At 41.7% G+C, this 23,981-nt stretch carries 24 protein-coding genes and 1 pseudogene; 16 read left to right on the top strand and 9 right to left on the bottom strand.

Translation table 11 applies throughout. From position 1 onward, the window contains the following. Positions 1–2 precede the first annotated feature (2 nt). The 3 genes from E5161_RS07455 to E5161_RS07445 all read left to right on the top strand — a co-directional run bounded on the left by E5161_RS07455 (position 3) and on the right by E5161_RS07445 (position 1,413). Positions 3–428, top strand: coding sequence for a DUF4238 domain-containing protein (locus E5161_RS07455; RefSeq protein ID WP_136777097.1), 426 nt, complete (start codon positions 3–5; stop codon positions 426–428). Then, positions 400–984, top strand: a complete 585-nt coding sequence (locus E5161_RS07450; protein WP_136777096.1) for a DUF4238 domain-containing protein — start codon at positions 400–402, stop codon at positions 982–984. Before E5161_RS07455 ends, E5161_RS07450 begins: the two co-directional genes overlap by 29 nt. A 249-nt stretch (positions 985–1,233) precedes the next feature. Then, positions 1,234–1,413 (top strand): hypothetical protein, encoded by a 180-nt coding sequence (locus E5161_RS07445; RefSeq protein WP_136777095.1) that lies wholly within the window; start codon positions 1,234–1,236, stop codon positions 1,411–1,413. Between the two features lie 204 nt (positions 1,414–1,617). Here E5161_RS07445 and E5161_RS07440 read toward each other — a convergent pair whose 3' ends face one another. Beyond that, positions 1,618–2,781 carry a tyrosine-type recombinase/integrase gene (locus tag E5161_RS07440; protein ID WP_136777094.1) on the bottom strand — a complete coding sequence of 388 codons (1,164 nt, stop codon included), beginning with the start codon at positions 2,779–2,781 and terminating at the stop codon, positions 1,618–1,620. Positions 2,782–2,989: 208 nt separating this feature from the next. Between E5161_RS07440 and E5161_RS07435 the strand changes: the two genes are divergently transcribed. After that, complete coding sequence (locus E5161_RS07435) at positions 2,990–3,283, top strand: hypothetical protein (protein WP_136777093.1); 294 nt, start codon at positions 2,990–2,992, stop codon at positions 3,281–3,283. A gap of 67 nt (positions 3,284–3,350) precedes the next feature. Here the strand turns inward: E5161_RS07435 and E5161_RS07430 are convergent, their stop codons facing one another. The 5 genes from E5161_RS07430 to E5161_RS07410 form a co-directional block, all read right to left on the bottom strand. Beyond that, on the bottom strand, positions 3,351–4,283 hold the full coding sequence (locus E5161_RS07430) for a tyrosine-type recombinase/integrase (protein WP_136777092.1): 933 nt from the start codon (positions 4,281–4,283) through the stop codon (positions 3,351–3,353). An 11-nt stretch (positions 4,284–4,294) separates the two neighbouring features. Beyond that, positions 4,295–5,404 (bottom strand): tyrosine-type recombinase/integrase, encoded by a 1,110-nt coding sequence (locus E5161_RS07425; protein ID WP_136777091.1) that lies wholly within the window; start codon positions 5,402–5,404, stop codon positions 4,295–4,297. A 14-nt stretch (positions 5,405–5,418) separates the two neighbouring features. Next, positions 5,419–6,915, bottom strand: a complete 1,497-nt coding sequence (locus E5161_RS07420) for a tyrosine-type recombinase/integrase (protein WP_136777090.1) — start codon at positions 6,913–6,915, stop codon at positions 5,419–5,421. Positions 6,916–7,032: 117 nt separating this feature from the next. Further along, on the bottom strand, positions 7,033–7,863 hold the full coding sequence (locus E5161_RS07415) for a hypothetical protein (protein WP_136777089.1): 831 nt from the start codon (positions 7,861–7,863) through the stop codon (positions 7,033–7,035). Next, complete coding sequence (locus tag E5161_RS07410; protein WP_136777088.1) at positions 7,853–8,113, bottom strand: hypothetical protein; 261 nt, start codon at positions 8,111–8,113, stop codon at positions 7,853–7,855. Before E5161_RS07410 ends, E5161_RS07415 begins: the two co-directional genes overlap by 11 nt. 151 nt (positions 8,114–8,264) lie before the next feature. On the opposite strand from E5161_RS07410, the gene E5161_RS21340 reads away from it, so the two are divergent. Next, positions 8,265–8,447 carry a helix-turn-helix domain-containing protein gene (locus tag E5161_RS21340; protein ID WP_342773849.1) on the top strand — a complete coding sequence of 61 codons (183 nt, stop codon included), beginning with the start codon at positions 8,265–8,267 and terminating at the stop codon, positions 8,445–8,447. Positions 8,448–8,808: 361 nt separating this feature from the next. Here the strand turns inward: E5161_RS21340 and E5161_RS21385 are convergent, their stop codons facing one another. Further along, a complete protein-coding gene (locus E5161_RS21385; RefSeq protein ID WP_425456468.1) occupies positions 8,809–9,045 on the bottom strand; it encodes a transposase in 237 nt (78 codons plus the stop codon). A gap of 43 nt (positions 9,046–9,088) precedes the next feature. Between E5161_RS21385 and E5161_RS21080 the strand changes: the two are divergent. The 7 genes and pseudogenes from E5161_RS21080 to E5161_RS07365 all read left to right on the top strand — a co-directional run. Beyond that, a pseudogene (locus tag E5161_RS21080) lies at positions 9,089–9,262 on the top strand (transposase); the annotation flags it as partial. Positions 9,263–9,996: 734 nt separating this feature from the next. Next, a complete protein-coding gene (locus tag E5161_RS07390) occupies positions 9,997–10,368 on the top strand; it encodes a hypothetical protein (RefSeq protein ID WP_136777086.1) in 372 nt (123 codons plus the stop codon). Positions 10,369–10,673: 305 nt separating this feature from the next. Then, positions 10,674–12,482, top strand: a complete 1,809-nt coding sequence (locus E5161_RS07385) for an ABC transporter ATP-binding protein (RefSeq protein WP_136777085.1) — start codon at positions 10,674–10,676, stop codon at positions 12,480–12,482. Then, a complete protein-coding gene (locus E5161_RS21380; protein WP_136777084.1) occupies positions 12,482–13,039 on the top strand; it encodes a MauE/DoxX family redox-associated membrane protein in 558 nt (185 codons plus the stop codon). The genes E5161_RS07385 and E5161_RS21380 overlap by 1 nt, the downstream gene beginning before the upstream one ends. Further along, positions 13,036–13,602 (top strand): TlpA family protein disulfide reductase, encoded by a 567-nt coding sequence (locus E5161_RS07375; RefSeq protein ID WP_136777083.1) that lies wholly within the window; start codon positions 13,036–13,038, stop codon positions 13,600–13,602. Before E5161_RS21380 ends, E5161_RS07375 begins: the two co-directional genes overlap by 4 nt. A gap of 54 nt (positions 13,603–13,656) precedes the next feature. Then, positions 13,657–14,349 carry an ABC transporter ATP-binding protein gene (locus E5161_RS07370; protein WP_342773848.1) on the top strand — a complete coding sequence of 231 codons (693 nt, stop codon included), beginning with the start codon at positions 13,657–13,659 and terminating at the stop codon, positions 14,347–14,349. Then, complete coding sequence (locus E5161_RS07365; protein WP_136777082.1) at positions 14,346–18,386, top strand: FtsX-like permease family protein; 4,041 nt, start codon at positions 14,346–14,348, stop codon at positions 18,384–18,386. The genes E5161_RS07370 and E5161_RS07365 overlap by 4 nt, the downstream gene beginning before the upstream one ends. A 447-nt stretch (positions 18,387–18,833) precedes the next feature. Here E5161_RS07365 and E5161_RS07360 read toward each other — a convergent pair whose 3' ends face one another. Both E5161_RS07360 and E5161_RS07355 read right to left on the bottom strand, forming a co-directional pair. Further along, positions 18,834–18,905 carry a DUF1232 domain-containing protein gene (locus E5161_RS07360; RefSeq protein ID WP_136777356.1) on the bottom strand — a complete coding sequence of 24 codons (72 nt, stop codon included), beginning with the start codon at positions 18,903–18,905 and terminating at the stop codon, positions 18,834–18,836. A 954-nt stretch (positions 18,906–19,859) separates the two neighbouring features. After that, complete coding sequence (locus tag E5161_RS07355; protein ID WP_136777081.1) at positions 19,860–20,633, bottom strand: SDR family NAD(P)-dependent oxidoreductase; 774 nt, start codon at positions 20,631–20,633, stop codon at positions 19,860–19,862. A 180-nt stretch (positions 20,634–20,813) separates the two neighbouring features. Between E5161_RS07355 and E5161_RS07350 the strand changes: the two genes are divergently transcribed. The 4 genes from E5161_RS07350 to E5161_RS07335 all read left to right on the top strand — a co-directional run bounded on the left by E5161_RS07350 (position 20,814) and on the right by E5161_RS07335 (position 23,943). After that, positions 20,814–21,692 (top strand): aldo/keto reductase, encoded by an 879-nt coding sequence (locus E5161_RS07350; RefSeq protein WP_246042140.1) that lies wholly within the window; start codon positions 20,814–20,816, stop codon positions 21,690–21,692. 330 nt (positions 21,693–22,022) lie between these two features. Further along, complete coding sequence (gene lepB / locus E5161_RS07345) at positions 22,023–22,598, top strand: signal peptidase I (protein ID WP_211246706.1); 576 nt, start codon at positions 22,023–22,025, stop codon at positions 22,596–22,598. After that, positions 22,585–22,863, top strand: a complete 279-nt coding sequence (locus E5161_RS07340; protein ID WP_136777079.1) for a hypothetical protein — start codon at positions 22,585–22,587, stop codon at positions 22,861–22,863. The genes lepB and E5161_RS07340 overlap by 14 nt, the downstream gene beginning before the upstream one ends. A gap of 78 nt (positions 22,864–22,941) precedes the next feature. After that, positions 22,942–23,943: a hypothetical protein gene (locus E5161_RS07335; protein WP_136777078.1), complete on the top strand. Its 1,002-nt coding sequence runs from the start codon at positions 22,942–22,944 to the stop codon at positions 23,941–23,943. Positions 23,944–23,981 lie beyond the last annotated feature (38 nt).

The following is a 23,981-nucleotide window of genomic DNA, read 5'->3' as shown; positions in this document are numbered from 1 at the left end:
GCATGGGCAAGAATGGCGTAAAGACCAATCATCATTATGTGCCTGTATTTCACCTTGCCGGCTTTACGAAAAAAGGCACAAAGGACAGCACTTTCTACATGTTCGATACGAAAACCGGGGATCAGCGGGAATTGAAGCCGAAGATTGTTGCATTTGCGAAGGATTTGTACAGTGTCGATCTGCCGGATACGACGCCCGACGTGATCGAGGACGTCTTTATGGATCTGGAGACGAAAACAGCCCCGGTCATCAAAGCGATCTGTGAGACACTTCATATGCCAACCGGCGACGACTATAACTACCTGATGAACTACATCGCTTTGCTGGCTGTTCGAACGCCCTCACAGAAAGAGAAATATGCCTCATTCAGAGAGCAACTCGCCAAGATTCACGTTAAACATGGCGGTGTCTTCGGAAGAGCAATATAAATCGATCCTCGGAAAATTACTGCGAGAAGGGGAAGAGTTCCCTGATAATGTAACGTATGAGCAACTGCGATCATTTACAGAAGAGGAACGTTATACAGTCTCCTTTGACAACAATATGCAGATGATCGATATGCTTCATGCAATGGATGTCGTGCTGCAACCGCTGGCGGCAAGGAATTGGACGGTTACATACAGTCTGAGCACGCTCGGCGATTTCGTTTGCTCCGATGATCCGGTAAGTCTACATTGGCTTACGAACAAAGAAAGTGGGATCTTTAACTCTCCAGGCCATGGTTTGCGGGATACGGAAGTGAGTGTACCGTTAAGCAGCCGGGTTATGTTGCTCGGCCAGTTTGAGGCATTTATGCCACGCAAGTTCGAATTGAGCCGCCGGCTTGATCTGGCCTGGCTGAATACATGCACCACTCGTGGCACTCGGTTCATCTACTCGAGTAAGGAAAATTTCGTCTGGTATTCCCGCGAAAAGCGAATCTCGGATGTTGCCGATTTTAAGCGTCTTATCACCGAGGACCGGAAACATGCAAAGGCCAAATGATCTACTGACTCCTAAAACGCTAGATCTTGACTTGGGTGTTTATACAAAGCAAACACGAATCCTTGAGTCTACACAGATCCTTGGAAGGTGCTCGACAAGCCCAGCAATTACTAGTACAATGAAAAAAACGGTGACACCGGGAAGCACCCGGAGGATGCGGCAACCGCCGCGTTCTTCGGGTGCTTTTTTGCGTGTGGAAAGGGGATTAGCGTGCAAAACCGAGCATTGAAAGCGGGAGAGACAATTGAGGTGGAATTTGAAGATGGCAACTTCGACTGGGGGAAATTTGTGGCTTACAACTTCGATGGGGAGGAGGGATACCTGATGTATGAGTGTCCGCAGGTTAAGATCAGGGACCGGCTACGGGAAGAGATCCGATTTGTGCCGATTGATGGGATCCGTGAGGTTAGGCGGACGCAGGGCGCATAAAGAAGTCCGCCCCCTCGTGACCCATTGTGTCGCCACTCCACTCGCTTCCCCCCAGTTACCGAGACCGTATGAATAGTTCCACTACCTTTACAAGGCCTTTAAGCAACTTTGGCTCCTTCAGCCCAGCCGCCTTCATGGGTGGCCGCACGTAACCGGTAGTTTCCTTCCGGAGTAAAGATTTTTGCCGTAGGGAGTGATCGCTTCTTACCTTTTAGGCAGCAAGGCATTTAATTTTTCGGCGGCTGAGTGATCAGCGCTCTGTAATACATGCCCGTAAATATTCATCGTCGTGGAAATATTGGCATGGCCGAGCCGGCTGCTAATTACCTTGGCGTGGACTCCCTGGTTGATGAGAAGAGTGGCTGATGTGTGCCGAAGATCGTGAAATCGAATGTAACGGATATTATGTCGGGTAGTGAAGTTCCTCCACCACTGGGAAGCGTAGGAGTAATAAATCGCTTTTCCGTTCGTTGTGGTAAACACAAACCAGTGGTCCCCGCCGAGCCATTCGTCGCCTAATAATTCTCGCTCTGCAGCCATTTTCTCCCGAAAGATTTTAAGGTCAGGAATCAAACTGCTGGGTATTGATATGCGGCGCAAAGAGCTTTTGGTTTTGGGGACCTTAAGCAAAGGGTTGCCTTTTTGTGTGAGGGAGAACGACTGCTTAACGTCCAGATACGCATTTTCAAGGTCAACTTGAGGCCACTCTAACGCCAGGAGCTCTCCGCGCCTCATTCCCAAAGTTAGGGCTAGCGTAATCAATAATCGCCATTCTAGTGGTTCCGATTCTAAGGCTGTAAAGACGGATGCCACCTCTTCCTCGCTGAAAACATTAACTTCTTTCAGAGTTACTTTGGGCTTCTTTACGTCTGCGACCGGATTATGGTTGATGACCCGCCACTCAACGGCAACGTTAAAGATGTTCCGAAGCACCCTGTAGATGTATTGAATCGTGCTGCTGGATAAGAGTTTGTCTTGCCCGTCTTTCCGAGCAGTGGGAGACGAGAGAGAGGTGAGAAACGACACAACGTGCAGCGCCTTGACCTGATCCAATCTCATGTGACCGAAAAACGGGAGGATATGGTTTTTGATGTGAAACATATAGTTCCGATAAGTCAAAGCCTCTAATTGTTTCTCCGCGTATTTTACCTTCCAGTCCTCAATGAATTTACTAAGGACCATCTTTTCCGGTTCGAAGTAGTTTCCTGATTTAACCTCGGTAATGAACTTTGCGAGCTCAATCTCTGCTTCCCTTTTCGTAAATCCCGAGACCGACTTCCGATGACGAATCCTTTTTCCCTCTGCATCAAAGCCAAGCTCGACGGTGAAGCGCCAAGAATTTGGGCCTCGCTTTTCAAGGCTCGCCATATGATCACCTCTTTAAGTTTCAACTCCATACTAGTTTTCTCGATTTCTGCTAGCTTCAAACCAGTAAAACGACTAATTCTGTCCAGACAGTCAAATGAGTCGACTATTGACTTAGAGTAACGCCGCACACGAAATGTGTTTTTTCTAGTCGAGTGGGAATAATGGAATGGGAACATACGTTCTAATTAACAACAGGTGGTGACTTCAGTTGGCTTCCATTGGTTTTGCAATGGTGACTAGTCAAGGAATTATGTTTTGGGACGAAGCTTATAGCGCTGGTGAAGCGATAGGAGGGCGTTGGTTTCAGCAGAGGGAGTTCATCGTTGAAGTAATTTCAATTTCACCGAAGGATCAAACCATCGTCATTCGATACAATGGCAAAAAGATTATTTGTCAAAAACTTGGTCAGTGTCATTTCATTACTGATGAAATAGCTGAGTATTACCATAAAATCCAATTACTCAAGGATCAGTATCGTGATGATCGGGGTAACAATCCGTAACTGCAGAAAGGCGAGAAAATAAAAAGCCCATCAAATATCATGATGAGCCGTTTGGTGCTTGTGACCTTTAACTCGTTTCTTCCAATATTCTTGCCAAATCCTCAAGTGGGGGGATATAGCGCAGGGTTGTTGCTAAAATACGATGTCTAAGTTGTCTTTGAACTTCAATGAGATTCATGCCTCCGGCTTGCATCAGATACCCGGCTGTTCTTCGCAAGTCATGAGGGGTGACCACTTTCGATAAGCCTGCTTCTTTACAAAGCTTTTTTATCTTTCTAAGCAAGTATTGATACGGAAAAGCTTTGCCTTTCCGGTTGAACAAATATTCGCTTCCTTGCTTTTCCCACTTTAAATAACTGGGGTGATTTACATACCGCTGTAACTCTAAAGCCAGTGATAACGAGATGCTAACTGAATTACTGTCCGTTTTTTGCCCCTCGTTTATGATAACCATACGGTTATCAAGGTCAACTTTGGACCTGCGCAGCAGCCTGACTTCAGTAATTCGAAGTCCAGTGATTAGCATGAACCATATCATCACAAAATCCTGCCTGAAAAAAGGATCCTTCTTGATCGCTGCGTGAAGCAGCGCAAGACACTCTTCTTTCGACAAAGCACTGTTTTTGATCGGTCTTTGGTATCTGGGTAATGGATAATCCTCCATCGGATTGCGGCAAATTAACTCCATGTCGCTTAAATAACCAAAAAAGTTTTTCAGCGCGCTAACAGTAATGGACAACGAGGAATCAGGTTTTCCGGCTTCCTGCATGAAATGAACAAACCGATCGATAAAGCTTTCCTGGATGGGGAGGAATCGATCGGGGTAATCCCGGCTTCCATGAAATTTATCGAAGTCCAGTTTACCTTCAAAACCCTGGCTTTCAAGGTAATCCTGAAATAGTTTCAGACGGATGATATATACTTGTTTAGATCCTGAACTTATATTGACGTTGTCCTGCCAATGGCGAAAATAATGTGATTCAAACAAAATACCTTCCAATGCAAGCCCTCCTAATGTCCAAAGAAATCACTGGCTTTTAAATTGCCGAGTGGATGCTTATCGATAGCGGTAACGAGCATGTTGTCAAAAACCTTAAGATACACTTCGGTCGAAGTGAGCCAATTATGACGCATAAGGTCTTTGATGTCGTATATGGTGACCCCCGACTGAAGTAGATACAGGGCAAATGAATGGCGAAGCGAGTGTACGGAAAGCTGATAATTTCCTTTTTCCTCCGCTGTTATGGTTATGCACTCATCAATCAGGGACGCCATCATTTTCTGAACGGTACTATGATGAAGGGGCGACATCCCCTTATCATCAGAAAAAATGTAGCGCTCTTTATAATCAGGCTCATTTTGAATGCCATTGTACCGAAAATGAATATAGGCACACAGGACATCTAGCGCGGATTTCGTAATTTTACTGGGTTGTTTAAAGCCTTTCTTTCCTTTCCCCCGAACGAGAATCTCTTGGCGCATCACGTTAACATCACCGACTTGCAGACAGCAAAGTTCGTTTAACCTGATACCCGAGCCCAAGAAGGTCCATAAAATGGTGAAATTACGATGCGCTTCACGTCCCAGCCGCACAAGCACTAACAGTTCATCAAGCTGCTCTTTTGTAAAGGCCCGAGGGAGACGGTTTTTGTCGGCTTCAATGGAGAGCGTTCTTTTTATTTTTTCAATTCCCCGATTGAAATAATGTTCATTGGTTTCCCTCAGAAAGCTGCGAAGGAACGCAGCTTTTTTGCTTCTGGTGTTTTGCTTTTTAATTCCCGATAAATAGTCTTGCAGGAACAGCGCAGAAGAGACCTCCTTGATTTCAGGATCTAGTCCTTTTATGTGATGACAATACTTGACGAACAGATTCATCTCGTAGCGGTATACGTCTTGAGAGGAACGGGCCAAATCAAGAAAGGCATCACAGCTAAAGTAGTGCGCGACAGCTTCACTGAGCGATACATGTTGTTTAAGCAAGTCATTTTGACTTTGTTTGGGCATGAGGTCGAGCCGGAATAGGGCCTGCTGGAGCTCATAGGGGCCGAATTTTTCTGCCAGCCCCTGAATCCCCTTTTCCAAATGAAGTTCCCGCTGAACCTCTTCATCATATAAAGGCACTGCTATTCCCACCTTTAGTACTGAAGCTTGTTAATTTCGGTGAGTAATCGGTCTTTCTGCTGAGCCAAATGCATGTAGAGGCTCACCGTGTTAAGTTCAACCACACGAGAAAGTTCTTTAATGGCTTGCGGGAGAATATTTTGTCCGCCTAATCTTGAAATGAAAATGTGACGGAAGAAATGAACCCCGCCTGGATATGTCCATCCGGCAATAAGGCTGTAGAGCTTAAAATTGCGATACAGCCGAAGGGCGATGGTCTTAAGGTTCGTACCCAAAAGGTATTTTCCTGAAGGCTGCTGACGTTGCGCGCTTTTAAGATCCTCCAGAACTCTTTTGGGGAGAGGCAGAAGGTGAGGTTTTCCGCCCTTACTTAGAATGGAAATTGTCCCGGTGCTGATGTTGATATCCTTCCAGGTTAATTGCGCCGTTTCGTTTAACCGAAGCCCGAGAAAGAGCATCAGGCTGTATCCGATTCGTTCAATGATGGGCTCATCGGAATACGTGTCTACCGCCTCAAAAAACAACTTAATTTCCTCATCCGACGGCAAATCTCGCTGTTTATATCTCGGAGCGGTGATGGCCTTAAACCGGCGAATGGGTGCGGGAAATCCGTACTTCCGACTTAAGAAGCGGAAAAACGACCTCAGCAGGTAGATGCAGTGGCAAAAAGTGATTTTGCTGTAGGTTCCTTCACGTACTTTTTTAAGCAGATAGGCGCGGAACTCCTCAAGATGCGTGGCTGTTATTTGAAAAATGGGGATCTCATCTGCCTCGATCCCGTTAAAATCCCGCATGTTTTTAGACAGCCAACTAAACAAATGATGAGCATGTTCCAGAAAGTGGCGCTGCGTATCTTTGCTTATACCCTCCTTCACCAGCTGCTCAAAATACTCGTGCGCTCTAGGATGAACTTTTTTGCCTTGGCGCCGAACGTGGGTGAGCGGCGCCTTCTCTTCCAGTAAACCCAGGGCTTCGCTTCGTTCTTGAAGGAAACCAACGATGAGTTTTTTTACCTTGGAGGTCGCAAAGCGAGCAGCCAAGTGCTGCAGCGCTTCAGATTGTAAGAAGTGATCGCTTGTAAGGCTAAGTGCCGGCAACTTGTGAAAACGGCACATTTCAACCTGCAATTCCGTCATGGCCTTTAGCTTCACATAAAAATACCAAGGGTTATTGCTGATGCAGCTTTCCAGATATTCTTTTAAAATGTCTGGGGCAATGTCCTTGGAAATTTTGTGATCCCAAATCCACTGGTTGATTCCCGATCTTCCCACATGCTGTTTTTCTTCAAGCGGCAAGGGAAGCAAGTGTTCAGCATTTAGCATCCCTTCAATCCTCTCCCGGGCGAGTTTTCTAATATCATGTTCGCCACCCTGGCAAGAGAAAATACCCTCTTCCGCGAGAATCTTTTCGGCAAAAGAAGCATTCTGCCGAAAAGATTCTTGTGCTTTGTCATCAGCATTTTTACTGGTCTGGCGCGGGTTCGCCGATTTATTTAGCTCATCTTTTTCCATATTTACTGCCTCCTCGATTCGCTTGTAGCACTAGGATGGACATGTAATCGAGGCAGGCTGCAAACACTCAGTTCAACTGAGAGAGCCACCCTCCGAAGAAGGTGGCTCTTAGTGAAGTTACTTCAGGCGATGATGGACCGTTGCATCCCGGTATTCTATAAGTTCGTTTAGAATGCCGTGGTACTCATTCATTCGTCCTGCTTTTGGCATCATGACCCATAACGACCGTTTGTTTGGTCGAAATGGCGTGTATGTCGTGATGACGTCGTTAGCAACAGGAAAAACATTTAGGATCTTCTTCTGAGTATTTTTATCCAGAAGAGGCTCGCGGCTAAGATGAAATTCAAAGTAATCCATTTCAGGATAAGTTGTAACCCAGCGTCCCGTTACAGGAGAAGACTCTTGCGGGAATAACTCCTGAGGATCGGTTATTACGAATCCCGCAATGCTGATTACTTGGGCTCTTTGGGCAGCGAGTTCCTGAATGTTAGTCCTTTTTGCAGCCCCGGTGATGAAGTACTCTGCTGACTCAGAGTATGAAAATGCATCGGGGTTTTTCTCATTTACAAGCTGCCATGGATGGTTAAAGAGGACACCGAGCTGAAATGGCCGTGGCCTTTCGGGCCAGTCGGTGTCATCAAAAAGATTGTGTGCAGCTGCTTTTGAAAACTTAAGCTCCTTCATAAGCTTTGGTTCTGATAATTTGTATAAGTTTTTACATACCCACCGTCGCATCTGAACGTCAAGGCTGCCCATAAGCTGATGCCAGAGTTCAGAGGAGCTTTGCACGATAAGCAGATCTCTGTAAGACAGCTTCTTGACTGCTTCTCTTTTTACAGAAAGTTCTGCCTCTCTGACATTAGCTCTTTGTGCTGCATTGAGGTAATCATTTACAATTCGCAGCGGCTCTATCCGAAAGAGCTGATAATGCTTCTGGTCAATGGTCATGCGACATCACCACCAACCATAATAGTGCGATGTGGCAGCCCGTGGAGAAAATCTCAGTTGACCTGAGAATTTTAAGCCAGGGCATCAAGATGGACAGGCTTGTTTCTATGGTGGACACACCTCCGAAAATGGGTTTCATGCAGGGTGCGTGCCAATTGCCATTGCCGGGAACCAAAATAAAAAACACTTTGAACCATAACGGTTTCAAAGTGTTATCTCCAACCTGATTATGTAAGCGTTGCTGCTGCATCAGCTGCTCCTAAGAGGGCCAATGGGCAGACGTAGCGTCCATAAGTAATCTTTATATTACCCCCTAGTCTTGCTCTCCCATATGAAGAGTATATTACCAAACAACCAGGGGGACAAGGAGCAGATTCAGAGGAAAGTGAGGTTGATTATTGATGAAGACTGTACTCTCTGTAAATGACATTTCCGAGTTGTTGGGGGTTTCGACAGACACCGTGTACACCATGGTACGAGAAAAGCAGATCCCGCATATCAGGGTTCGAAGAAGAATTCTTTTTTATATGGAGTCCATCGTTGAATGGCTAAAAAACAATTCGTCTTCTTCTGATTATGGATGAGGATAGCTTACCGACAGAACAATATCGTGGAATAAATGCGAGACCCATTGTGAGTGAAAAATTGATGCAAAACCGGGCACTTGGCTAATTTAATAGGCCAAGTCTTTTTTATGTGGGAAAGGAGGTTTCGCCATCATCGGCGCCAGAGAAGAGGCTGTCGATCTGTTCGAAAAAGCGAGACTGGAGAATCCGAACATTTCCATCCTGGACGAGACATTTCTCGCCGATTTTGAGCAGAAACCGAACGTCGGTCTGGAGGGAGAAGTTCTTTTATCTAGTGCGGCAGAAAAACTCCCTCTGCAAAGAGTTGAGCAAACTGCTAGAGAAGACGATCAACGATTACATCACCGTGTTATCACGGCTACTGCCGTCGCGCTAATGATAGTGGAAGGGCGAGGAACGGAAGAAGAATGAAGCACTTGGACTGTCTGATGTCATCCGACGCAGAATATACTGCTTCTGTTTTCCACCGGGTAAGGGCATTGGCGTGGATTCCATGTTCTGCTGCGAGATGTGAAACAAATTTTTCTTCTTTCAGAATTTCCAGCACTAGACGGGCCTTTTCCTCGGGAGTGAACTTCCTTCTCGTTGGCTTCATACAACAAAGATACTCCTTTTTGGCTTTCTAGTTTCTATATAGCATTATAAGGCTTGTTACTGCACAGGATACTCAGAACGTCTTGAAGTACTTGTTTGCCGAGACGTTGCACGAAATGCTCGAAGCGGAGATGGACACGCATCTAGGCTATTAAGAGCATGACATCCAGAGCAAGCAGACAAGCAACAGCCGCAACGGAAAAAGCAAGAAGACCCTTAATCTACTGAAGCGTGCAGTTTTAAGCCAGAATATATAAGCAGTCGGTCAGGCATAAGCCCCGACCGACTGTTTTTTATGCTTGAAACTCGAATTCTCTGAGGTAATCCCTATGCTTCAAGACAATTCCTTACCTTTTGGGACAGCCCATTTTTTATGCTAACGGAACACAGTTTAGGTAAGTTTATCGAAACTGATCATGTAGCCCCAAAACCTAGCTATGTTTATCCATAAGAGCTTATGATAACCAAAACTCTCAGGACTCTCTTAGTTTTTCCACTACCACAGTAAAGTTGGATAGTCACGAACGGTAAAATTTTAATATACAAAAAAAGATAGAAACAACAATTATTAGCAATTTAATTCCAAAAGTAGACAAAATATAAGAGAAAATAGGAATGCAAGACTATTCTTTGGGAAAAAAATACATGGTAATATTTAGGTGTCAATAATAATTCAACTTAGTGAACTGTTATTGACATATTTAACGAAATTATATATGATGTAGGGTTAAACTGGGATTTGATTATATGACCAGCTCGAAATTCGGTAAATATTCAATGGAAATACATCTTATTAAAGATGCGGGTGATTACTCTGATTATAGTAATCGGATCATCAATTATCTGTTTAACTTTACTCACTCTAGTTTACCACAACTTAGTCAAATTAAGCACAGAGATAGAGATTTCGTTTACTCCCAAAAGGGTAGAGGTCGTAAACAGCGATAAACCCATGGCTATTGCACAAAATGCTATTGGGCAAAATTGGTTTGATCTATTGAATATACCCCTTAAAGGCGCAAACGATAAATTTATTTTAATGGTTGGTTCGACTAGCTGCGTTGCTTGCTACGAAGGTATGGATACTTTATTGAGTATTAAACAAAATATTCAAAATACTAGACTCTTATCATTGGTAGTTGATGAGAATAATGGATTCAATAAAATGAGAGCGCTTTACGGGAAGGAAATAGACATTTTTGAAACAACTAAATCCAAGATGATGGAACTTGGTATTACTGGTGTACCAATGTTCTTAACGCTTAACAGTCAAGGTATTGTTACAAATATGGATATCAATTTCAGAAGGCTAATAGCTAATTGAAATACTATCTTTTTCAAGAAAGGAGGTGAGAAAAATGGTGAAGCCGGAATACATTCCTTGTTCAAACGTGTATAAATCTGCGTATTGCACCTGGATTTATGAGACAAACTGCGCTGTAGACAAAAGAAACACTTATGTGGAGTATACCTATGACAACATCGATCATTCAGAATGCTCTAAAGTAATTAAATGGTGCTGCACGTAAGCTTTCCGAAATAGCAGGAGATTAAACATCTCCTGCTATTTCACCTATAAGCCAGCTTATACAGTTTATACCCCAAACTTTCCATTAGGTGATGACATAAATGGATTCGTTAAAGAAATCTTTTTCGTTTATATTAAGGAATCGAACTGGTAAAATATGGGTAGCATTGACTGCTATTGCCGCTCTGTTCGAGGGCTTTGTACCGTTTATTCTTGTTTGGATAACAAAGAGTATTTTTGATTTGGTTGCAAAAGCGCTTAGAACCTCTCAATCAGATTTGTATCTTCACGCAATTTGGATGTTATTGCTATTTGTACTTATTAATTTATTAGCTGCTGCTATAAGGTTCATGAATGAATTCTATACTCAGAAAACTCAAAGTAGATTAGATCATGACTTGGAATATTTGCTAATTAAGAAGGTTGCAAATGATCCGATCTCTAATTTCGATATTCCAGATTATCATAATCATTTTTCACGATTACAAGGAAGTGTGGGCAATAAGATTATTTTACCGGTTCAAAATATTTTTGCTACGCTTAAACAAACCATATCTTGTGTCACTTTTATTTGCTACCTTACAACAATACATTGGTCGCTAGTGTTGCTAGCAATTGTTTCTTGTATCCCTTTAATTGTAATGCAGTTTAAGTTAGTCCGAGTTAGGTTTTTTACAAATCTATATCAAACGCCTCTATTTCGTGAAATTAATTATCTCAAATACCTTCTTACTGCTCGAGAAAATGTTAAAGAAATTCGTATATTCGGATTAGCAAACCATCTATTAAATAAATGGTCGGAGAAATACTTAAATAGAGCCAGTGAAATATTGAAAGTGCAAACGAAACAAACGATGCTAAAATTAGGTGTAGAGATAAATTCTGCTTTAATTTACCTGTTGGCAACAAGCACTTTGCTTCTCATGACACGAGCTAATTTTATCACTTTTAGTATTGGAGATTTCTTTGCCATCATACAATCTGTTCAAAACCTACAACATTCATTTAACGAATTGAATTCAATATTTTCAAAAATATATGAATCAAATATGTATGTTAGTGACTTTCAAAACTTTATGAAGAACGATCAGGAAAAGAGCACACAGCGCGACATCAAAACACTGTCGCAACCTCTGACCAAAGGTATTGTTGTGGATAAGTTATCTTTCTCGTATGGCCAAGGAAAAACGCCAGTTCTTGAAAATGTTAGTTTTGAGATAAAGCCAGGTGAAAAAGTAGCAATTGTTGGTGCGAATGGATCGGGAAAAACGACATTGATAAAATGCCTCATAGGATTATACCCAGTATCTTACGGCTCAATTTACATCAATGGTATCGATATTAATGAAATTAGCAAAGCAGATCTAAGAAAAAATATCACTGTGATATTTCAAGATTTTATCAAATATCATTTTTCTATTAGAGAAAATATTGCTATTGGCAATGTTGATGCAATTAGTAATTTAGATGAAATTAGTCGAGTTTCACAATTAACGGGTATCCATGAGTATATTAATGTCTTGCCCGACCAGTACGAAACAAAATTGGGCAACGTACTAACAGAGGGAATTGATTTATCAGGTGGACAATGGCAAAAGATTGCACTCTCTCGAGCATTATTCAGTGACGGGCAGATCATTGTATTGGATGAGCCTACATCGTCTATGGATCCACTCGCTGAACTAGATATATTTAATTCATTTGAAGCCCTTGTTTCCGAAAAAACAGCTATATTTATTTCACATAGATTAGCTGTGAGCCGAATTGCAGACAAAATACTTGTTATGAAAGCAGGGCGATTAGTAGAACAGGGCACACACGAAGAATTAATGAAGAAAGAAAAGGAATATTACTCCATGTTTATGGCGCAAGCTAAGTGGTATGAGAAAGATAAGTCAGGAGTGGCATAATGAATATTATTGAAGTTATTATTCGGTGTATTCTCTCGTACATATTTATAAGTTCAGCTATCACGAAACTGTTCAACTATGATGAGCATGTTCGAATTGTTAAGAATTATAAACTTACACCAAGGAAATTTATTCAATTTATAGGATTTATTTTAACGGTTTTGATATTATCTGAGATTTTTACTGGTGCCTTATTCCTAATTAATCAATGGGCAAATTTAGCTAGTTTTATGTGTTTAGGCCTACTGATTTTATATACTTTGGCGATAATTGCTAATTTACTTAGAAATAGAGTTGATATTTCATGTGGTTGTGGGGGCATTTTAGGAAACCACAACATATCCTGGAGTCTAGTGGTTAGAAATTTCGTATTAGTAATTCTAGCTGTGTTATTAATAAGTGGAAGCTTGAAGATAACAAATATCAGTCTTTTATCATTAGATATATACGTAAGTACCATCATATTGACATACATATCCATGTTCATATACAACTGCTGTTTAAATATTCTTGCGATAAATAAAAAAGTTAAAATGTTAAAGGAGACTACACAATGAATATTGATCTGTTGACTATTTCCAATGTTGCCTTATGGATAATTGTTTGCGTGGAATTATTTATAATGTTTTTCTTGACTAAATATGTAAAAGAATTTTTGAGTAACTTCAGAGTGAATCCTAACGGTCTCTCTAGTATCTCATTGCAGAAAGGGGATCCTGCACCAATCTTTAGAGCAATTGATCAAAATGGCAATCTGATAAAATTAGCAGACAATGATTCAAAAATAACGATGATGCTCTTTACTAAACAATCGTGCAATACATGTAAACAAATTTACTTAAGCTTACCAAACATTTTTAGACTTTTTTCAAACCAGTTTAGATTTATTGTCGTTACAGAGTCAAAATTAGATGAAGATCGCTTAAAAGAATTTTCGGGTTTTCATTTTTGTGAATCAAATAATCTTTACTCGAAATATAAAATTGAAGTTGTGCCCACAGTAGTATTTATTGATCAAAACGGTGACATATTATTGGTAGAATCCCTAAACAATGCTGAAAAGTTAAATAGCTTAATACAGAATATCGCAAGAAATGAGGTTGAAAAACAAGGCGCTTAGTTTTTCGGCAACGTAGTGATGACAAATTTGATGGCTGAATTCATGGAGATGACTATGAGTACAATTCAACTACTGAACATTGAAAAATCCGTGGCAGGTGATGGTATAAAAACGAAAATATTGCACTCCATTCACCTAACCATCCAAAGGAATCATTTTACCACGATTGTGGGGGCATCTGGATCTGGAAAATCTACTTTGCTAAATCTAATTGCGACTCTCGATTTTCCTTCTCAGGGAAGGATTATATTTGAGGGGCTTGATATTTCTTTACTAAAAGATAATAAGCTTGCCGATTTTCGCTTTTATAACATTGGATTCATTTTTCAAAACTATAATTTAATTCCATCATTGTCAGCTGTCGAAAATGTGATGGCGCCTCTTTTTCCTAGAAAGGTCTCTTTCGACAAAAAAGCAAGAGCTACTGAGCTTTTAGAGCATGTTGGCCTTAGTGATAAAATGCAACTGCTTCCGTCGCAAATGTCAGGGGGAGAACAGCAACGCGTGGCAATTGCTAGAGCGCTCATCAATAAGCCAAGGTGGTTAATAGCGGATGAACCTACGGGTAACCTTGATTCGAGAACCGGTGAAAATGTATATGAACTCTTGCACGCAATAAAACGAGAGAGCAATTGTGGTGTACTAATGGTGACTCATGATAAATTTCTGTCATCAATGGGAGACCGTATCATCGAGATGAAAGATGGTACCATAATTAGTGATTCTGCACAGGGTGTATCGATATGATGAGACTTTTATGGAGCCTTTGGTGGCGAAATAAACATAGGTTTATCATCATTCTGGTTGGTGTTTTTATCGTATCTTTCGGTCTTAGTAGTCTTTTTAATCTTACGGAATCCAACAAAGGAACAATTGTAAATACATTCGAGAATAGGTGGCAGGTACCTTATGATATTTTAGTACGACCTTCAAACACCAAACCGACTGATCCAAAGAACAGCTTATTTGAACCTAATTTTCAAAGTGGAATAACTGGTGGCATAAGCTTGCAACAGTTAGAAGAAATTAAAAGTATTCCAGAAATAACTGTAGCTGCGCCAATTTCCATTATTGGTTATTCTCGGCTAGGCGTCACATTCCCAGAGAGACCAAAAATAAAAGAGACTGGTATATATAGATCGACTGCCACAACAACTATAAATGTTGGAACGGGGCAGCAGAATGTTGAATTGTGGAAATTGTATTTTTCGATTGGTAATATGTCCGATTCTTCTGAGTTAATGAAATATGGTATTAGGTTATTTAATGGTGACCTAGCAACATTCAGTTCAAGTGATTATTCACTTTTAGCAGGAATAGATCCTGAACAGGAATCGAAATTAGTAGGTTTGGACAGCACCTTGATTTCTGTACCTAATTGGAATTCGCGTTACTTTCAATCATCGGATAGAAGCTATATACAAAATGAAGAAAATTCTAACGACGTAAAAATCAACTTGCCAATCCTTCTGAGTAATCAGATCTTTGTTGATAAAAAATATACTTTCCGATACGAAAAGTTAGACCTGCCATATAACAACGTACTACAAACAAAAAAAACTCTCGAACAGTTAAAGAATGAGAATGGTAGCAATTATCTCGATCGACTCCGCGTGGTCTCAAGCCAGACATACGTCTTTACTGCTAATCAAGCAAAAAAAATATTAGAAGAAAATCCTTCAACTCTGAAAAACAATGGGCTTTATCTATTGCAACATGCAACTTCCCTTCAATTTAATCCTATTAAAGGTCCGTACTCAGATAGATGGCCATATTCATATGAGCTTAAAACTTTCCCGTTAAATAACCCTATTTTACAAGAATTATTTCCGGAATCTTATCGCCCTTACAAAAAAATCACACAAAATGCTCTGATTCTTTTACCAACGTATGTCGGTATATATGATCCGACAAAACTCGATATCAATAAAGAAATGCTTGCTCAATTTCCAATTGATGCTTACAAAATTCCATATACAAAACAAGTACTAAATGATGCTGGTAACCCGATAAATCCTCAACCAGTTATTAAACCCAATAATAACCCACTTGGTTTATTAACTAGTCCTCCAACAATGCTTACTACTTTGGAAGCTGCAGCAAAAATATTGGGGGATAAACCGATTTCCGTCATACGAATTAAGGTCGCAGATGTACATAATATATCAGATACAAATAAACACAAACTTGAGAAGATTGCAAGTCAAATTAGAGAAAGAACGGGTCTAGCGACCGATATAACACTGGGCTCAGCACCCCAACCTGTACTCATACATGTTCCTAAAAGTGGTGCACGGCAGGATTCAGCATGGGTGGAACAGCAATGGATTAAACTAGGTTCTTCGTTTCAATTAATGCAGGAAGTTAAGGTTGGATTTTCTGTGTTGATTTGGCTAGTAATGCTTGTTGCGTTTATTTACGTTATAGCGACCAATGTCATATCATTATTGGTTCGGAAAAGTCAATATGCTCTTTTGTTGTCCTTAGGCTGGCGCCATTCGCATATCGCTCGGTTGATGATATTGGAAGCTATGATTTTGGGCATTATTACGGCGAGCGTTAGCTGGGCAACACAAGGATTCTTTTTACTTGTTGGGAAGTCCCAGCCTTCAATTACACGGTTTATCACAATGGGTATCTTTGGAGTAGTTTTTTACCTAATCGGAAACTTAGTCACCGTGTTCCTGTTGAGAAGAATTCAACCTAGTGAGGCGCTTAGAGCAGGCGAAATCATTAACAATAATTCGCGTTTAATCAAAGTGAATAGCATATTTAAACTTGCTTTTGCTCAATTTAAGGCTAAACTCAAACGGAATATACTATCAATTATCTCGATTACGATGCCGACAAGTTTATTGTTCTTTTTCTTATTTGTAACCTATCGGTTGAAAGGTGTTTTTTACACTACCTGGCTTGGAGAGTATACTGCTGCAGAGATTGGAACCTCTCATTATTTAGCCATAACTATTTGCTTACTCATTTCAATTTTGATAACAGCGGAAATCATTTGGCAAAATGTAAACGAACGTAAGCCAGAGATTTCACTATTAAAAACTTTAGGTTGGCCAAATTACGCTATTAGAAAATTAGTTTTATTGGAAGGTTTTATCACAGGTTGTGTGGCTGGATTTTTGGCCCTGTTATTAGGGATTACAATAATACAATTTGTTTACCATAAATTCCCAACTGGTGATCTGTGGTTTCTCATTTTATTAGGAGCTGTGCCACTTTTTACAGCAGTGCTGGGTTCTTTGCCGCCAGCAAAAATGGCTATTCGAACTCACCCTATTCAGGGTATAAATGGCAATTATTTAACCGATAGTAAAACAGAAATACGATTAAAGCAAATAGTTATAATCTTTATTACAATATTAATGATTATTTCGGCAATTTCGACGATACAAATATTCGCTACTCAACAGTCATCAAATCTCAGTAGACAGAAGCCACCAGTTCAACCTGAAACACTACCAACTAAAATTGGTACGCCAGCTGGATTTGTTCCTCGTGGCGTACCGACTGGGAACAAGTCTGTCTATGATTTACAGCTTAGTTTAGCCGAAAATGGTAAATTCTCCATTGATGGTACTATCACCGTAGAAAACAACTCTAGTGAGGTTTGGGAAAAAATCGTTTTTTACATGATTCCTAACATATTTACTGACAATAATAATACGAAGACATACAGGGATTCTGCGAGTTTATTGATGCATGAAGTAAAGCTTAATGGCGAAAATGTACAATATTCGCTTACTGGTGATACCTTAACCTTACATCTCGCACAAAAACTGTCGCCAGCTGGGAAAGTTGTTGTCAAAGTTTCCTATGATTTCGTAGTGCCTGATAATGGCATTCGCTTTACAAAGCAGGACGGCAGCTATATGTTGGCCCAGTGGTATCCAATGCTTGCTACCTACAATCATGGGTGGAATAAGGAAGATTATACTCCGTTGAGCGAATCTTATCATACGGGGTTCAGCGACTTTGATCTTACGTATAAACTGCCAAAAGAATACAGAATCATCAGTTCTTCTGATATAGATGATGAATCAAAATCATCTGGAAAAATTGTGGTCAAAAACGTTAAAGAGTTGTTCGTAGCAGTTACAAAAGATCTAGTTTATAATTTCAAAAATTTAGACGAAATTGAAATACGCGTGTGGGGAAGAGATGCTGATAAAGAGACTGTAGACCAGGTACTGAATGCGTCCACAAAGGCTCTTGACTTTTTTAACCAAAACATCGGTCCCTATCCTCATAAACAACTTGATGTGATATTGGGTAATTTTGTTTCAATGGAATACCCTGGTGTGGTTACAGTCGGCTTAAGTGCAGACGCAAAGACTCTTGAGCATGCTCTTGTGCATGAACTCGCACATCAGTGGTTTTACGGTGTTATCAGCAATGACCCTTACCATGACGGTTGGTTGGATGAGAGTATGGCCGAATTCGCCACCTCGTTGTACTTACATGATTACTCTTTTGCGCAGAAGTTTGATAAGCCAAACGCTAAACCTTCAAATCTTCCACTTTCCCAGTACGAAGAAACGGATATTATCCCAAGCCTTTACGCAAAACCGATTATGAATTTTAAATCTCTAATTGAGAAGCAAGGCGGTGAATACACGGGGATAAAATTTTTACATGATTATTGGAGCAACTATAAATATAAACAAATAAACACCGAAGAATTTCTCCGCTTCATTATGGCTTATTTTGTAATGGAGGATAACTCTTTTTTTAAAGATTGGATAATTGCTGTAGATCACCAGACAAAGGATTAAACGAATGTCAGGAAGCCCCATCGGAGCAACTCGATGGGCTTTTCGTTTGTACGCCCGGCATGGGCGTCATCTATGTGGTGAAAGTCCAGAATGGGGCTGGCGAACGCCTACCATAGCCAAAGGCAAGGGTGCCCGCCGTTAGGCGGGGTGAATCCAGAGGCAAACGGACGGCATGAGGCACAACAATCCAATTCGAGGCGACCATGGCCGGATGAGTCTCCAAGCCAAGTTTTCGCCGAGTTCGTTTTCGTCGTTTTCTTATGTTTGGGCTGTACGGAGGCGAACGTATAGATAGCAACTAGATAAGATAAGTTAAATTGTTCGATAAATGATCTACCATAATTAGTCGCGTTACTTTCCATTTGGGATTCGATTTGATGAAGTGTGGTTGCCTTGTCGTGTCAGTATACACATAATCACTCGGGCTGCCGCAAAAAGCAACACGTCTTAATCATCAACGTATCCGGCTACTGGGATGAAATCTGGGAGCGCATCAATAGGTAAGATCAAGTATCCAATTGCACTTGATTTGAATACTAATAATTTTTATGCAAGATATATTGCACCTTTGTTTTTTAGAAAATCAACCTTAGAGAAGGTCGCGAATAATCGATTATTTCCTAACTGGTCAGTTAGAAGCCGATATCTTATAGATGAACATGGACGGCATTCTGAAATCGTGCTGCTTTCGATCGGGAGTCGGCGGATGGCGACGCTGATTAACAAAACCCCTGCTGAATCTAATCGCACCAACTTTTAAGCGCGGCGTGTCGGTATGTGTGGTGAACGGTGAGGATTAATGCGGCAATGATGAAGTGGACGGTTGTACGTCAGTCAGGTTTCGTAGAACCGCGAGTCCATAGAGTAATTTCGTCCCCAATTTGAGCCGGAGCCAAGGGGTTGATTGATGTAAAATTGATGTAAAACATCAACAGAAACGATTGGAAGGTAGCCTGCTTGAGCGGAAGCTACTGGCGAAAAGCCCATCAGATCAAGGTCTCTGCAGATTGTAACAGGTTAAATCCTAAGGCGACATGTTCCGCATACGTGACATGTAGTGGAACTGGTCAGAAAGCGAAATTCACCTCATGGGGACATTTTGGGGACAAACGGGGACATAAAGGAACTGACTCAGTCCAATTTAATCAGATTGAGTTCACAAAAAAGCCCACTGTATCAACATTCGTCGGATTCAATCCCACCAGAAAATACGCCTTCGACCAGCTTGAGGGGCTGGCGGGAGCAATCTCGTGGAGGTTCGAGTCCTCTCGACCGCACCATACTTAAGAAGCTGAAATCCCTTGATGCGTAAGGGATTTTTTTGTTTTTTGGGGTAGCATAGTTCGTGTATGATAGAAGACGAATTTGTGCTCCAAGGTAGCTCCGTGGTAGCAAATAATAGAGCATCCAACGAAGCGGTTATTCCGGTTCGTTGGATGCCTTGTGCGTCAAAAATCAACTTCACCTGGAGTTTTACTGGTTAATTTGTCCGCCATCGACGGTGTAGATCGATTGCGATACGTAAGATGCATCATCTGACAGCAGAAATAAAACGACATTTGCGACTTCTTCCGGCTCGCCATATCTACCCATTGGAACCGCGGCACTGAATGCTTTTTTAGCACCTTCTTCATCTTGAGGTACTGTATTTTTTTCAATTTGTCGCATCATACGCGTATTAATTACACCAGGAGCGACAGCATTAACTCTTACTCCGTGTGGGGCCGCTTCCAGCGCAACAACTCGAGTCATACCGATTACAGCATGTTTAGAGCTATTGTAGCCAACAAAGCCTGGCGACCCGATCAAGCCGGCTCCTGAAGCCGTATTGACGATGCTCCCGTATCCTTGCTTTTTCATGACGGGTACAACATATTTCAGTCCAAAGAATGAACCCTTAACGTTAACGTTCAATACTAGTTCAAATGTATCTGTTGGATAATCTTCTACATTCGCAGTAATACCTTCGACGCCTGCATTGTTAAAAAAACCGTCGATTTTGCCAAAATGATTAACCGTGGCATCGACATACGCCTTAACTTCCTCTTCCTTAGCTACATTGGCTTGCAATGCGATTGCTCTCGAATCATCAAGCGCTAGTTCAGCTATCACTTGCTTTACGGCATCCAGTTTCAAATCAACAAGAGCCAGATTAGCGCCTTCTGCTGCCAGTTTCTTAGCAGTTACTTTGCCAATTCCGCCAGCTGCGCCTGTAATAATGATAACTTTTCCATCAAATTTACCCATAATAAATCCTCCCTTTGTTGATGATGGATTCTTAGCTTTAGCCTTTGCATTTGTCGCAGAAAATAATTCTATTGACACGACAAAAATTTGGGTGTATTAATCTCGTGTAAACTTTCTTATGAGCGATATTCTATTTGTAAGCGATTACATAAAGCCGAATTGGAAGGAGACGATCAATTGATGGAAAACAAATTGGAACGTCGCAAGCTGGGGCGGATTGATCAGGAAAGCACGGTTGTCATTTACGGAGCGGCCAGCCTGAGCAATGTTACCCAGGAGCAAGTAGACGAATCGATTCAGTACGCACTGGATGTGGGAATTAATCATTTCGACACGGCAGCCAGCTACGGCGATGCTGAACTGCGGATGGGTCCTTGGATGCCGAAGATCCGCAAGGATATCTTTCTTGCGACCAAAACCGGAGAACGTCAGAAAGAGCCGGCCATGCGGCAAATCGAGCAGTCGTTAATCCGGCTTCAAACCGATCAGGTGGACTTGATCCAGCTTCACGCCGTGACGAGCTATGAAGAGCTCGACGCAGTTACCGCCAAAGGTGGAGCGCTCGAAGCCGCCATTTGGGCGAAGGAACAGGGCATGGTCAAGCATATCGGGATCACCGGACACGGTCATATCGCGCCGGCCGTTCATCTGGAGGCACTGCGACGCTTTCCGTTTGAAACAGTACTGACGCCGCTCAACTTTATTTTATATCAGAACCCGGATTACCGGCGTATCTTCGATGAGCTGGTGGCAGAGACGGCGCGTCAAAATTCCGGATTGATGGTCATTAAAGCCGTTGCAAAAGGGGAGTGGGCGGAAGGCACGGAGAAGAAATACGCGACGTGGTATGAGCCTTTCGATGAGCAGTCGCTTACCGATCGCTGCGTCTCCTTCGTGCTCTCCCAACCCGGCATAACCGGGTTCGCGAGCGCAGGCGACATCCGCCTTCTGCCGGGGATCGTCGAAGCCGCCAATCGATACCGTAAGTTGAATCAGGAAGAGCAGGAAAAGCTGATGGCTATCGCCGGCGAATACGGTTCTCCTTTCGGCCAATTCTGAAGCATGCTATCCGCGCAGGGCAGTTCGGTCGGCATTATGGTCATGAATGCTGTCATGAACGGCGGCTGGCGGTAGCAATACCGTGGAGGTTCGAGTCCTCTCGACCGCACCATACTTAGACGTTGAGAAACCCTTGCGGAGCAAGGGTTTTTTTATTTTCCAATAGCTGTTACTTTACTGAGCTAAGAATCTAATTTCATCAATGGGTACAAAATGGGGACACTTTTTCAAAATGAATAACGGACGCCAAAACGCGTAATCATTTCATGATGTATAATAATGGTATTAAAAACACATCAGAAGAAGGAGCTGGAAAAGGGAAGAGGTGCTATGTTGACACGAAAACTAACCGTTGTCGGCTTTCTCGTAATTGTTGCATTCATTCTAAGCGGCTGCACCGAAACCATCAGCGATACCGTGACGGAAAAGAAAATTGAGGTCATCGAGAAGGTCGATCCCTCGTTAATCGAAGTGGAAGTCAAAACAGACGGAATGGTTGCCCCAATAGGATACGACGGGCCACACCCATTTGCTTTGAAAAGTAAAGTAATGGCGGACATGAAATATTACCAGCAAAACGAAATTACTCGTGGGGATATCGTAGTATTTAAAACAAAGAACTATTCAAACCAAGACACCGACATTGCAAGGGTCGTAGGTCTGCCTGAGGAAACGGTACGCATTGAAAAGGGTCAAGTTTATATCAATGACAAAAAGTTGGACGCATTTTACGGCAATGATTCTACGCTCGAATACGGTGATTCATGGGAGCCTGTGACACTGAAAGACGGCGAATATTACATCTTGGCCGATGTCCGATGGAGAGGTTTTAATGACAGCCAAACGGCGGGACCTTTTCTGAAAGAGGATATACTGGGGAAGGTGGTTGGCTATGAAAAACAGTGAAGCGGCGTCAAGGAAAAGAGAAATATGGATGATTATTATTGGTTTTATGCTGGTAATTTACGTGTTTTTCTTTCCATCTCCCACACCTGAGCTTGCAGTTCGAAAACATATGCTTCTTGGTTTTCATCCGATCAAAGCCTTTACTGCTGACGTTCACAAGAATAGTGATTACTTATACAGAGTAGACACATTGTCCCAGTCTTTTTTTCAAGTAAAGAGCAATTGGTTGGGCTGGAGGGTTACGGAGACAGGAACGGGTCCGTAAAATACGCTTTCGGCGTATGTTACGATGCGTAAATTTGGAACTGGCGTTTTTGGCAGGTAATTAAGGGGGGATCTGAAGATGTATAAAGCAGCATTAATCTGTGTTTTATTGATAGCGTTAACGGGTTGTGCTGACCAAGATAATTCACTCGTTGCCCCATCACCTACTCAAGTGCCGTTGAAAGATGAAGTAGAAGATCCCACCACCTCACCCGATGTGCTTTCTCCTCAAAACACGCCAGACTCATCACCGAAACCATCAATTGTTGAAAATGCAACATTCAAGGATTATGACTTACCGTCTTGGTTTCGACCCTTGAGGGAACTGAGTCATTCTGATGCTGATGCAACTTATATTTTGCATGAGTTCGAGTTAACTCGGCCATTGAAAGAGGTTGACGATTGGATAAGAAATGAATCGATTCGGCTAGGCGGGGAAATTGTTGAAAGGTATTCCTATGATATTACATCCAGTGCAAATTTGGACTTAATTGTTAAACTCCCTTATAAAACTGGAACCAGAATTATCAGCACTTATACACAAAAGGTTATGGATAAACAGCACCTAGTTATTGAAGAAACGGTATTTAGAAAACCTATCTCCATTGATCAAAATTATGAAGACCATGCATTAATTATCTTCTCGCCACTTGAAGACGATTCTACCAAGGAATCTTTTAAGGGCAGTTACTTTCATCAACATACAGATATTTATTCAATTTACTTCTATTCGCAAGCTTTTTTTAAAGAACTATTTGAGGTGAACCGATATAAGCTTATTGACCAAAGTAAATTGCAGTATTTTGTGGGTTATGCAGACAAAGAAGGAAATGAAGTGTTTTATGACAGCGTTACAGACCAAAATAAAGATCAATTTACATTTGGGATTCAACTCGAAAATGACTTCCTTCCCAAAAACGAATTACAAAGGGACAGGTTATTGAGACATTGGGCAAAAACCGTGTTGTTGGGGGATAAAGCATATTCGCGAGTCATCGTAGGTGAGGAACAAATTAATTTTGTGTTAAAGGGGAAAGTATTGAAATCCTTTACAATACGTGATCTGATAAGTGACACGTAGGTATTAAAAAGGAGTGCTATTCAAATGGGTGGACCACA

The sequence above is a fragment of the Cohnella pontilimi genome, assembly GCF_005049045.1.
Classification (GTDB): Bacteria; Bacillota; Bacilli; order Paenibacillales; family Paenibacillaceae; genus Cohnella; species Cohnella pontilimi.
The sequence above is the reverse complement of the archived record's forward strand: the minus strand, read 5'-3'. Positions and strand labels throughout refer to the sequence as shown.